At 36.8% G+C, this 12,435-nt stretch carries 14 protein-coding genes; 6 read left to right on the forward strand and 8 right to left on the reverse strand.

Going from position 1 to position 12,435, the window contains the following annotated elements; all coding sequences use genetic code 11:
* Positions 1-57 precede the first annotated feature (57 nt).
* The 3 genes from JML65_RS00460 (at position 58) to nhaA (ending at position 3,926) form a co-directional block, all read left to right on the forward strand.
* Positions 58-423 (forward strand): hypothetical protein, encoded by a 366-nt coding sequence (locus JML65_RS00460; RefSeq protein WP_115919907.1) that lies wholly within the window; start codon positions 58-60, stop codon positions 421-423.
* Positions 424-534: 111 nt separating this feature from the next.
* Positions 535-2,745 carry a RelA/SpoT family protein gene (locus tag JML65_RS00465; RefSeq protein ID WP_047485221.1) on the forward strand — a complete coding sequence of 737 codons (2,211 nt, stop codon included), beginning with the start codon at positions 535-537 and terminating at the stop codon, positions 2,743-2,745.
* A 2-nt stretch (positions 2,746-2,747) separates the two neighbouring features.
* Complete coding sequence (nhaA, locus tag JML65_RS00470; RefSeq protein ID WP_047485224.1) at positions 2,748-3,926, forward strand: Na+/H+ antiporter NhaA; 1,179 nt, start codon at positions 2,748-2,750, stop codon at positions 3,924-3,926.
* Here the strand turns inward: nhaA and JML65_RS00475 are convergent.
* Both JML65_RS00475 and JML65_RS00480 read right to left on the reverse strand, forming a co-directional pair.
* Positions 3,923-4,936 carry a YihY/virulence factor BrkB family protein gene (locus tag JML65_RS00475; RefSeq protein WP_047485226.1) on the reverse strand — a complete coding sequence of 338 codons (1,014 nt, stop codon included), beginning with the start codon at positions 4,934-4,936 and terminating at the stop codon, positions 3,923-3,925. The two genes, nhaA and JML65_RS00475, sit on opposite strands and share 4 nt — an antisense overlap.
* 254 nt (positions 4,937-5,190) lie before the next feature.
* Complete coding sequence (locus JML65_RS00480) at positions 5,191-5,535, reverse strand: hypothetical protein (protein WP_202269584.1); 345 nt, start codon at positions 5,533-5,535, stop codon at positions 5,191-5,193.
* Positions 5,536-5,759: 224 nt separating this feature from the next.
* Between JML65_RS00480 and JML65_RS00485 the strand changes: the two genes are divergently transcribed.
* Positions 5,760-6,746, forward strand: a complete 987-nt coding sequence (locus JML65_RS00485; protein WP_202269585.1) for a GlxA family transcriptional regulator — start codon at positions 5,760-5,762, stop codon at positions 6,744-6,746.
* A gap of 192 nt (positions 6,747-6,938) precedes the next feature.
* Entirely contained in the window at positions 6,939-7,412 is a 474-nt protein-coding gene (locus JML65_RS00490; RefSeq protein ID WP_047485233.1) for a 23S rRNA (pseudouridine(1915)-N(3))-methyltransferase RlmH, read from the forward strand.
* A 77-nt stretch (positions 7,413-7,489) separates the two neighbouring features.
* On the opposite strand, the gene JML65_RS00495 is transcribed toward JML65_RS00490, so the two are convergent.
* The 4 genes from JML65_RS00495 to JML65_RS00510 form a co-directional block, all read right to left on the reverse strand.
* Positions 7,490-7,945, reverse strand: coding sequence for a tRNA (cytidine(34)-2'-O)-methyltransferase (locus tag JML65_RS00495; protein ID WP_047485234.1), 456 nt, complete (start codon positions 7,943-7,945; stop codon positions 7,490-7,492).
* Between the two features lie 116 nt (positions 7,946-8,061).
* Entirely contained in the window at positions 8,062-8,877 is an 816-nt protein-coding gene (locus JML65_RS00500; protein ID WP_202269586.1) for a tetratricopeptide repeat protein, read from the reverse strand.
* A complete protein-coding gene (locus JML65_RS00505) occupies positions 8,874-9,440 on the reverse strand; it encodes a phosphatase PAP2 family protein (protein WP_047485239.1) in 567 nt (188 codons plus the stop codon). Before JML65_RS00505 ends, JML65_RS00500 begins: the two co-directional genes overlap by 4 nt.
* A gap of 3 nt (positions 9,441-9,443) precedes the next feature.
* The gene (locus JML65_RS00510) at positions 9,444-9,779 is read right to left on the reverse strand and encodes a twin-arginine translocase TatA/TatE family subunit (protein WP_047485241.1); all 336 of its coding nucleotides are present in this window, start codon (positions 9,777-9,779) and stop codon (positions 9,444-9,446) included.
* A 331-nt stretch (positions 9,780-10,110) separates the two neighbouring features.
* Here JML65_RS00510 and JML65_RS00515 point away from each other — a divergent pair, with 331 nt between their 5' ends.
* The gene (locus tag JML65_RS00515) at positions 10,111-11,055 is read left to right on the forward strand and encodes a hypothetical protein (RefSeq protein ID WP_202269587.1); all 945 of its coding nucleotides are present in this window, start codon (positions 10,111-10,113) and stop codon (positions 11,053-11,055) included.
* Between the two features lie 98 nt (positions 11,056-11,153).
* Here the strand turns inward: JML65_RS00515 and JML65_RS00520 are convergent, their stop codons facing one another.
* Positions 11,154-11,957, reverse strand: coding sequence for an arylamine N-acetyltransferase family protein (locus tag JML65_RS00520; RefSeq protein ID WP_202269588.1), 804 nt, complete (start codon positions 11,955-11,957; stop codon positions 11,154-11,156).
* 15 nt (positions 11,958-11,972) lie between these two features.
* Positions 11,973-12,431, reverse strand: coding sequence for a DoxX family protein (locus tag JML65_RS00525; RefSeq protein WP_202269589.1), 459 nt, complete (start codon positions 12,429-12,431; stop codon positions 11,973-11,975).
* Positions 12,432-12,435 lie beyond the last annotated feature (4 nt).

Consider the following 12,435-nt stretch of genomic DNA (forward strand, 5'->3'; position numbering starts at 1 on the left):
TTAAATAAATCGGAAAATTATTACTAACTTTAATAACAACTTTAAAACCCATTAATTATGTCAAATATATTAGCTGGGCTATTTGAGCACAACAGCGATTACAAAAAGCTTGAAAATGATCTGGAAAACTCAGGATTCGGAAATTCAGATTACATCATATACCTTAATAGCGAAGATAATCACACACAATATCTGGCGAGTGTGGCGGTGAAGGACAGCAGCCAGGCAGAGAGTGCCCGGAACATTTTCAACCAGCATATTGTCTTAAAGACGTATTTGTTTGAAAATATGAGCATCGATCAGGCCAATTACGACACTATTAAAAAATATATCGATGCAAGAAACAGGGCTGAAATCCATAACAGTCCTGACATTAAGATCAAAACGTCAAGTGACGGTATGAATTCTGAAGTAAAGTTCTAATCAATATAAAAACCTAGTAACCGGGAATCCGTAGAAATATTCTACGGATTTTTTATGTTTGAAAAACGTAAAATTTTTCGTATTTTCGTCTAAATATAGGTATTTACACAAATGAGTTACGACTTAGAACAAGAGAATAAAGAAATCCTTGCGAGATATAAAGATCTGATTTCTAACACCTACAGGACTTTGGATGAGGAAAACAACAAACTCATCCGAAAAGCCTTCGATATTGCTTTGGACGCCCATAAGGATCAAAGGAGAAAATCCGGAGAGCCCTATATCTACCATCCTATTGCTGTTGCTAAAATTGTAGCGACTGAAATTGGGCTGGGAGCAACTTCCATTGCCTGTGCTCTTCTTCACGACGTTATTGAAGATTCCGACTATACCTATGAAGATCTGAAGAAAATCTTTGGAGAGAAAATCGCAAGCATCGTGAATGGATTGACCAAAATATCCATCATGAACCACCAGAATATCTCCGTACAGTCTGAAAATTACAGAAAACTTTTACTGACACTGTCTGAAGATTTCAGGGTAATTCTTATCAAAATTGCGGACCGTCTTCACAATATGCGGACTTTGGAGAGTATGGCTCCGGATAAGCAAAAAAAGATCGCTTCAGAAACAGTTTATATTTATGCACCCATGGCTCACCGTTTAGGTTTGTATAATATTAAATCTGAGCTGGAAGATCTTTCATTAAAGTACAACAATCCGGAGGTATATAATGAAATCACGGAAAAGTTGGAATTGGCTAAAGAAAACCGTGAAAGATATATTGAGGAATTCAAAACCGAGGTTTCAGAGAGACTGAAAGAAGAAGGACTGAACTTCACCATCAAAGGCCGAGCAAAAGCTATTTCCTCTATTTACAGGAAAATGCTGAAACAGGGTGTTTCTTTTGAAGAGGTTTTTGATAACTATGCGATCAGAATTATTTATAAATCTGATGCTAAAAACGAAAAATTCCTGGCCTGGAAGATTTATTCTATCGTTACCGACGTATACCACAGTAATCCTTCCAGAATGCGGGACTGGATCACACAACCGCGTTCAACAGGCTACGAAAGTTTACATTTGACTGTTCTGGGGCCTGATAAAAAATGGATCGAAGTACAGATCCGTTCCGAAAGAATGGATGAAATTGCTGAAAAAGGAGTTGCTGCCCACTACAAATACAAAGAGGGCTATAAACAAAGCTCCGATGACAGGAATTTTGAAAAATGGGTAACGGAGATCCGTGATGTGCTTGAACAGCAACAGAACCTTTCTACCTCCGAGCTTTTGGATAATATTAAACTTAATTTATATTCTAAAGAGGTATTCGTATTTACACCTAAAGGAGAAATCAAGATTCTGCCAACCAATGCCACTGCTCTGGATTTTGCTTTTTCCGTTCACTCGGATTTGGGAATGAAGTGCTTAGGAGCGAAGATCAATGGGAAACTGGTTCCTATTTCCTATACGCTTCAAAACGGTGATCAGGTCGACATTCTATCTTCTCAAAATCAGAAACCAAAATCTGACTGGCTGGAATTTGTAGTGACTTCCAAGGCCAAATCCAAGATCAAAAGTTATCTGAATTCGCAAAAAAATCAGCTGGTAGAAGATGGAAAAGAAATTTTACAAAGAAAACTGCGTCATGCAAAGATCAACTTTAATGACGAGGAGATTAATAAACTTCAAAAATTCTTTAATTTAAAATCATCACAAGAGCTCTTCCTTAAATTCCAAAGTAACGAACTGGATGTAAGCAGCTTAAGAAAATATATTGAAAGTAAAAACGTATTCAACAACCTGCTTTCAAGATTCAGAAAATCTCCTACAAAAAATCAACATTTCGAAGAGCCGAAAGAGGAAAACCTGGACATGATTGTTTTTGGTAAGGATGAAGAAAAACTAAACTACAGCTATGCAAAATGCTGTACGGTAATTCCCGGTGACAAAATTTTCGGATTCATTACCATTTCTGATGGGATCAAAGTACACAGTGACAACTGTCCGAATGCCATCAACCTTAGAGCGCAATATGACTATCGCGTCATCCCTGCCAAATGGGTAAATGCAGAAAGCTTCAAAGACAGAGTGAAAATCGAAATTGAAGGACTGGACAGAATGGGAATGATTAATGACATCACGGCCGTCATCAGTGGAAGTATGGGAATGGATATGAAAAGTATGTCTATTGAATCGAACAATGGAGTTTTCACAGGAAACATCAACCTTGAAGTAAAAAATAAGGGTCAACTGGAGGAAACTTTCAAAAAACTTAAAAGTATTAACGGCGTTTCCATTGTAAGACGTCTACAATCATAAATATGAATTTATCTCTTTATTTTAAAAAATTTTTCAACAACAGTCAGGCTTCAGGAATCATTCTTATCTTCTGTGTGCTTATTTCATTGCTGATTGCCAATTCATCAGCTGCTGAAGCATTTCAGCACTTTTTAGACAAGGAAGTAGGGACTCACCTATTTGGACTGGAATACCCTGTCAGCATCTGGATCAATGACGGTCTGATGGCTGTATTTTTTCTTTTGGTAGGTCTTGAAATAAAAAGAGAGCTTGTAGAAGGTGAGCTATCTTCTTTTAAGAATGCTTCGCTCCCTATTTTTGCTGCAGTAGGCGGAATGCTGGTTCCTGCAGTTATCTACAGTATATTCAATTCCGGAACGGAATATGGCAGTGGCTGGGGGATCCCTATGGCTACAGATATTGCTTTCTCACTGGCTATTATTTCAATGCTGGGAAAGAGAATTCCCAATTCAATCAAGATATTTCTTGCTGCCTTAGCAATTGTAGATGATCTGGGAGCGATCTTGGTTATTGCTATCTTCTATACGGAGCAGATCCATTGGAGCTATCTCCTGCTATCACTGGGAGTGGCTGCTCTTCTTTTCTTATTAAACTTTTTAAAGGTTACCCGTATTATATTTTATATTATTCCGGGGCTATTTTTGTGGTATTTCCTTCATCATTCAGGTATCCATGCAACGATCGCCGGGGTTTTACTTGCATTTTCAATTCCAACGAATGCTTCTCATGTAGATATTTCGCCTTTGGAAAAGCTTGAACATAAGCTTCACATTCCTGTAAGTTTTCTGATCATGCCTATTTTTGCATTAACCAACACCAATATTACTTTCTCCAGCGAAATGGTTGCAGGCATTACAAGTACGTTGGGACTGGGAATTATATGTGGGCTTATATTAGGAAAGCTGATTGGAATTAATTTATTTTCCTTTATTGCAATCAAAATGAAATTGAGTTCCTTACCCCAAAACAGTAACTGGGTTCAAATGATCGGTGTAGGTTTACTGGCCGGAATCGGATTTACTATGTCTATTTTTATAGCATTACTGTCCTTTAAAAACGAAATTCCGATCCAGGATGAAGCTAAATTTGCTATTCTGATTGCCTCATTCTTGGCTGCTGTGCTAGGATATACCATATTAAGTATGAGTTCTAAAGAACGTCCGGAGCTGGAAGAAAATTAATCTTTCTTCCGGTTTTCCAGCTTCCATTGGTGTTCCTTATTATTCTCAAAATCCGGTTCTGTGATCTGAGTATGATAATGTGCGGCCTCTTTTTGAATTTCATCAGACAATAATTTCTCTATTCTAAGCTTTCTGATAGCCATATTCAGTTCGTTTCCAAAGAGAAGAAGATAGACATTCACATTCACCCAAACCATCAGCAGGATCATACTCCCTATGGAACCGTAAAGTACATTATAACGGGCTATATCTTTAACATAAATGGCGAAAATATACGTCGTAAGAACAAATAATATGGTCGTAAGGACTGCTCCCGGCACCGCTTGTCTGAAACGGGTAATTTTCACGGTTCCCAGCCAGTAAAATAAAGTCAGAAGAATAAAGTAAAACAGCGGAAAAGACACAAATCCAATAATACGGGAAAGGTTATCTACCAGCCATGTAACATCATAGGCCGGTGTAAAAAGTTTCATGACAACCTCTACATAGTAAACCCCGAACAGGGCTAAAAATACAATGGTAATAAAGCCAATGGTGATAAAAAATGAAAGAATAAATTCTTTGACATCACTGAGCTTTTCATCTGCATTTTCATTAAATCCATTGATAAGGGAAAATGTACCGTTAGTAGCAAAAACCAATGCCAGTACAATGGTCAGATTACTGATCCCTTTCATATTGGGAATAATATTGGTTTCTATATATCCTCTGACATCTCCCTCCATATTGGAAGGGAAAACATTATGCATCAATACTTCGAAAATATAAAACTGAAGCTTATCATAATGCGGCATATAAGGCAGAACCGAAAGTAAAAATAAAAGAAACGGAAATAAACTGATGGTAAAGCTCCAGGAAATAGCAGCTGCTTTTCTTCCTATTTTTCCTTTAAAAATCCCTGAGATATAAATTTGAAACATCTGCCATAGCGATATTCCCAAAACAGGAATATGAATGTCATCAAAAAACTCTTGAACTTTCAGGATAAATCTGGGAACCTTTATACTCATCTATGTTATAATTTGGCAATTAGGAGAGCAATAAAAATCTGAAAACACTCATTTTAATAAGCATTTCCGTAAATTTCATTCATCTCTCATTACAAATATAAACATTTTCTGCCTCCTCCTTCCAAAGCTGAATTGTATAGAACTGAGGTTGATAGACAAGAATTATAAAAATCCTGAAATATTCGTCGTTATTGATGCAATACTTTTTAAAGCAAACAAAAAGGTTTTAAAATAATTCAAATAACGTTTTAGCCTCAGGCATTAAACTGTCTTAAATGATGATCCATATGTTTGTACACAAAAATACCGATATCCTCTGTTTTCATTTTGCCAAAAAAATCATGGATAAATTCCGGATTTGAAAAGTTTTCATAAGCAGTCATCTGTGCAAGCCATATCTTTTTCTCATCCTGTATATCTCCATTTTGTTCTTTGATCGTAAAGATACCGGCAGGAGCATTCTTTTTCATCGGCTTATCATCTTTTACCATACCTTTTAAAACCATTTTTCCAAACAGCTTCCCCAGAAACTCCTGCCTGTAAGAATGCGCTCCGTTTCCCAATACCCAATCATTCCATCGGGTACAGTGTTTCATCATCTAATACAGGTTCATTTTACCCCATTGGGCCGTATTATGGGAATTCAGTGTATTGATCCTTCCAATCAGCTCTTCCCTTTCTGCTTTGTTAAATATAGTTTTCATAACCAATCTTTTTGTAAAATTACGCCAGCTGTTACAGACTGTCCCTACGTTAAAATGACATTCTGTAGTGGATTTTGTGCCAAAATTTGCTTATTTTTAAGATCCCTAGCCTCCATATCATGAAACATATTTCAATTATAGTGTATGATCATATCATGTCTACTGCTGTATCCACCACTGCAGCATTATTGTCCAGTGCGAATGAAGCTGCGGTAAAAAGAGGTATGCCTGCTCCTTTTTGTATAGAGCTAATTGGAGTTCATCAGAAAACAGTACAATCTAATCTTCCCATACAATTTCAGTGTACAAAAACAATATCGGATAAATTTGATACTGATGTTATCATTATTCCTCCAACAAGTATGGACCTTCGGCTAATAGATGTATTGCTTAAAGAAAACCAGGCATTGATTGACTGGATAAAGGAAAAATATCAGGAAAAAGCCGAAATTATCAGCTTATGTACCGGTGCTTATTTTTTGGCAGAGTGCGGTTTGCTCGACGGGATGCCGGCTACTTCACATTGGGGAGCTATGGAAGATTTACAAAAGAGGTATCCACAGATAGATTTTAAACCCGATCATGTAGTTACTCACTCCAAAGCAATCATTACCGGTGGCGGAGGCTTCTCTTCATTAAATGCCCTGTTATATTTCATCGAAAAAAACTGCAGCAAAGAAATTTCCATAGAACTCAGTAAGTATTATGCTTTGGACTACGGACGGACATCTCAAAGCATTTTTACCGTTTTTTCAGGGCAACGTCTTCATAATGACCATGAAATCCACCAGGCGCAAACCTATATCGAAAAAAAATTCAAAACAGACATTTCTGTTGAGCACATTGCCCGCCAGGTGAATATGAGCAAACGGAACTTTATCCGACGGTTTAAGACCGCTACTACATTGAACCCCATAGAATACATTCAACGGATAAAAGTAGAAGCAGCAAAAAAAGCATTGGAATCCGGTGAAGGCAATATTGCTGATGTCACCTACAGTATCGGATATAATGATTTGAAAACATTCAGGACCTTGTTTAAAAAAGTTACAGGATTAACCCCTGCAGATTACAGGAGCAGATATAAAAGCCGTGTTATGGATTAATGCAGAATAAGATTGGAGACAGAGAGCTATGAGAATAGAGACATGAGACGTTGAGATCGGAGACTGGAGACGTTGAGATGTGAGAAAGGAAATATGAGATTGGTTGGATGGCTCATATAGGCTTACAGTCTAAATATGGGTCGGTCCTGATAAATTAAAAAGGCTTATCTTTGCGGCCTCAAACTTCTTATAATGCGAATCAGTTTACTTTGTATCGGCAAGACGGACGATAAAGAAATAACTTCCCTGATCAATTACTATCTCAATCGCCTGCCCAAGCACTGGAATTTTGAAATTACAGAAATCCCGGATGTCAAAAATGCAAAAAACTTATCTGCAGATCTTCTAAAAAAAGAAGAGGCTAAGCTATTCTTCAATCATATTGACAAAAACGATCTTGTTGTCATCCTGGATGAAAAAGGAAAACAGTTTACCAGCCGTGAATTTTCTCAGAAAATTGATAACTGGATGAACTCTTCTGTAAAAAAAGTACATATCCTGATTGGTGGTGCATATGGTTTTTCAGAAGAAATGTACAGCAGGGCCAATGAAAAAATGTCATTATCTAAAATGACATTTACCCATCAGATGATCCGGTTATTTATTGTTGAACAGCTTTACAGAGCTGATCAAATTCTGCAGGGAAAGCCCTATCATAATGATTAAAAGGTCTATTATAGGAAGCTGTTTTAGTTTCCCCACAACCATCAGTCTTATTTGACTTCCCTTATCAGGTATATATATTATGCTTTTGAGTTAATCTGTCTTTTAGCCTCCCCTACTACAAATGCCACAGAATTGGCAATATTAAAACTCCTGATTAATTTTGACATGGGAATCGTTAAATGATTTTCAAAACGGTCCAGTACTTCTTTACTTAGGCCTTTACTTTCCTTTCCGAAAACCAGCCAGTCCCCATCCTGGAAATCAGTTTCCAAATATGATTTTTCAGCATGCGAACTCATCAGGAAAACCCGTGAAAGATCCGGAATATTTTTCACCCATTCATCTACATCTGCATATTCTGAAACATCAAGATGCACCCAATAATCCAATCCTGAACGTTTCAGGTTTTTATCATTAATTACAAATCCAAAAGGATGAACCAAATGTAATTTACTTTCTGTTCCTACACATAATCTTCCTATATTCCCTGTATTATTAGGTATTTCCGGCTCTACTAAAACAATATTTAACATTTATTTTTCTTTATCTACTTCATTCACTTTTCAGAAGTACATTTTATTATTGATGAATTATTAATCAAACCCGATCATAGTGCATGATAGGGAAACGAAAATTTATATTGAAATGATTATGATTTCCTGATACATTTAGCGTAATAATCTGCCAATACAGCTTTTTCATATCCAAAGGTTACTGCTTTATCAAGATTTTCACAAGCTTCTTTAGGTTTGGCAGTATCAAATAAAACCAATGCCTTGGTGACATAAGATTGGGCAAATTTGGGATCAATAGAAATTGCTTTATTGGCATCTGTAAGGGATTCTTTGTACTTTTTCATTTTAAGATAAACATCTGCGCGTCCATTGTACAAAAGTGATTCCGGCTTTTCAGCAATAAGCTGGTTATAATCTTTTAAAGCCCCATCAAGGTCACCGCTGTTTTTTTTCAGATTTGCCAATCCCGTTTTGGCAAAAATATTATCCGGTGCAAAAGTCAGAATTTGATTAAGATCTTTAATAGCCAGATCTTTTTTCCCCTGGCTGTCATAGATTTTGGAACGGGTCAGATACAGTTCCGTATTTTCAGGATCTACCTGAAGCCCTTTTTCCACATACTCCAGTGCTTTTGCTTTATTTCCTTTCTGACTGTGTAGTGACGCCAGGTTGGCATATACAGGAGCAGACATAGGGTTTGCAATCAGTGCAGATTCATAGGATTTAAAAGCCATTGTAGCCTTCCCCAGCCTTCTTTGTGCTGTTCCCAGATTATTGTAATATTCGGATTGAAATTTTTGGATCTGTTCCTTTTCAGCTAGTTTTGAATATTGCTCCTCAGCACATTTATAATCTGCTTTTTTAAAGCATTCCTCAGCTATTTTTTTATCCTGAGCATAGAAATTGAGAGAGAAACAAATAGAAGCTAAAAGTAATAAAGGTTTTTTCATGGTGTTATATTTTGTTTGTTGATCACTTTTTTGGCGAGTGCACCAAATATCACTCCCAATAAAGAACCAGCAAACGCCCCCACCAAAATATCTATCGGAAAATGCACTCCTAAATAAATTCGGCTGTAGGAAACCACTATAGCCCATACAAATATAGCATATGGGAACCATTTAATTTTCTTTTTTAATAAAATTCCCAGATAAGACGCTAAAAAGAAGGTATTGGAAGCATGTGCAGAATAAAATCCATACTGCCCTCCACATTTCACAATCCTCATAGAATGTTCCAGCGTAGGATCGTGACAAGGCCTCAACCTGGCAACCCCAAATTTGAAAACATTAGCCAGCTGGTCAGAAACCGTTGCTCCCAATGCTAAAAAAATCAGGATAAAAACTAAAGATCTCAGTTTATAGTTTTTGTACAAAAAATAAAGGAATATAATATAAAGAGGCACCCAGATCCAGGTACTGGAAATCAGCATCCAGAGTTGATCGAAAGAAGGGTCTCCCAAATTATTAAGGTATAGAAATACCGTTTTATCTTCCTGAATAATCTCCTCCATACCTTATCTGCTTACAGGCCCTTCATAAGTTTCATCTTCAGAAGGTTTTAGTTTTGGAGGTTCATTAGATGCAAGAGGTTCTGTTAAAATATCTTTCTTGATATCATTAACCGGGTTGAAATCTTTGGCAGCATCTTTTACCTTTTCGATTTCACGTTTGATCTCAGAAACAGGATTATCCGTTTCTTTCATAATCTCAGTTTTGATATCTTCCACTGCTCCACGCATTTTTCTTACACCTGATCCTAAATCACGTGCAATCTGAGGAAGTTTATCCGGTCCGAATAATACAACGATTGCAATGGCAATGAGTGCCATTTCTCCAATGCTTAATTCCATGCTGTAAAATTACGAAAGATTATAACATCTCTTTAATGTAATTTAAAATTTTAAACAAATTTTAAGATTTCATACTCTCAGTTTACCGTTTAAAGTTTGAAATTAGTATGCATCCAGCATTTCCCCCACTCCTTTATCTCCTATCTCCTATCTCTTGTCTCTAATCTCAACCTCTCCTGTCTCTACTCTCCTATCTCCTCGCAACACCCCATTTCCGACTCCCAAATCATTTGATCATAAAACAACCTATTAACAAATAATTAATTCAAAAAATTGAGAATTATATTTTATTTAAGTACATTTACTGTACACAATCTAAATACCTATTTATATGAAAAAATTACTAACTCCCTTTAAATTTCTTGCTGTTCTGTCAGTACTGGCTCTGGGCAGTTGCCAGAATGAAAGCAATGAAATCACACAACAGGAAACAGCTCAGGCTAAAGTCTCTGTATCGGATCTTAAGAAGGAAATCACTCCCGGTGTACAAGCAATTCCCCAAGCGGTACAGGTTCAGCTTGATGAATCCAAAAAAAATCTTGAAAAACATCTGAACAATGACCTGCAGATCACAGGAATTAATGTTCTGGGAAAAATTTCGACACAAAAAGGTCTTGAAATTTCTCAAAACCTGATCTCTGATAAGGATCAGTTTATTGGGTTGGGAAATATAGCCGATCCTTCTTCTGTAAAAATTGGTAAAATCGGAGACCTATATTCAGGAGACCACCTGATCACTGCTCAGAAAGGATTAAAAGAAATGGCTACCGATGAGATAAAAGCAGGTATTAATGTCCTGGAAGTATCATGGGATGGTAAACATGGAAAGTTTACGACGCTATGTTTTTATAATGACTCTGGTATTGTCTGGGATAATGTCTTTGGTGGATTGGTACTGATGGATACAAGAGGAAATTCTGAGGTATCCAACAGCTCAACGGCAAAAGTTGTCTCTAAATGGTATAAACAATGGTGGACTGCCAATTGGCTTTGGGGCTCCAAGAGAGGAGAAGTAGGATATCAGATTACCATCTATTATACCGGTTCTACTGTTTCAAACGTTGATGTAAGTGACTGGGGGAACATCAGCTTAGGAAAAGCAAAAAGCGAAAGTAAAGTTATTAAAAGAACAGGGGCATATGGACAGTGTCAATATGCTTTAGGCCTTTGTACACCTACCGGATCTTTAAGTTTTAACGCAAGCAATTTCTCTGTATCCTTTTCAGGATTGGGAAGTAATATTGTAAGCAATGGTACAAAATCACTTTATCCCTAATTTTCATAAGAATTCAAATTTTTAAAAAAGTAAAAGGAAGTCTATAGGCTTCCTTTTATTCTTATACTCTAAAGAATCATTTTTCTTTCCCCGTAAAATTACTCCTTTGTTATTTTTTCCTTTAAAAGCTTCACTGCATTTTCTTTTAACCCGAAAATATCTTTCAGTATCTGAAATAGCTGTTCATCATGCTCTATGGCTACTGATTCTTTTTCGTTTGTTTCCTTTCGGATATTCAATGTGTGATCGCTAAAAGTATATCTTGCCTCTTCATCCACTTTTGAGAGTACCAGGTTTTTCTTAAACATAGATTCGGGATAGGTAGAGAGGTACCAGTTGGCAATGTCTAAATCTAAAGGTTCTACATGTTCCAGTGCAAAACGATAGACCGGCAGCCATTTTTCTTTCCAAAACCAAAGAATATATAGCTCTTCTTTTTTTGAGATTTTAAACTCTCCATTCGGGGTTTGCTGGGGTTCTTCATCATGTAAAAGTAAAGGAGCTGTAACAGTTACTATCCCGAAACCACAATCTACAAGATATTCCTGCCCATGCATATTCACAATCAATAATAAATGTGTTTTGGCGGCAATGGCATCTTCCTCTCTCTTCCATACGACCCTGGCCTGCTGCAACCTGGTATCAAATCCTATATATTTCAGCACTTCACGTAAAAGCAGATTCTGCTCAAAGCAATAACCTCCTCTTGATTCCGTCACCAGTTTATTAAAAACATCATCCAGATTCAGAGACGGAACATTTCCGGTATAAGGATCAATATTTTCAAAAGGAATGTACTGAGGATGTAGCTGATGAATTCTTTTCAGTGTTTCCATATTCATTTCCGGGGCTCCGGAAAAATGGATTCTTTCCAGGTATTTTTCTAATTTCAATTGATCCATGACACTCATTTATAATTATTTTTTCAGGGTATTTTTAGTAGAAATCCAACGGTCTACTGATAATTTCCCTCCTCCTTCAATAAGCAAAGTTACAACTATTCCAATCGCAAGAATATCAAACTGACATCCTTCTCCTTTTTGGGTACCAAACCAGTTCATAAAAAATCCGTTATCCAAATGAGAAGTAAACATAATTCCGGTCAGCAAGCCTATAAATGATAGAGCCCAGAATCTGGTTCCCCAACCCAATAGCAATGATATTGAGCCCAAAAATTCCACCAAGATTACGGTACATGCAACACCATATGGAAGATGTAAATTTTCTGTAAAAAGCTCCATTGTTTTGCTCCATCCCATTCCTCCAAATAAACCCAATGTTTTTTGAAGCCCATGAGGAATAAATACAATACCTATTGTCCATCTTAGTAAAGTCCCGGTCCAGGTATTATTCGTTTGAAAAATTAAATGTTTCATGTTA

The organism is Chryseobacterium sp. KMC2 (genome assembly GCF_016756935.1).
GTDB classification, from domain to species: Bacteria; Bacteroidota; Bacteroidia; order Flavobacteriales; family Weeksellaceae; genus Chryseobacterium; species Chryseobacterium rhizosphaerae.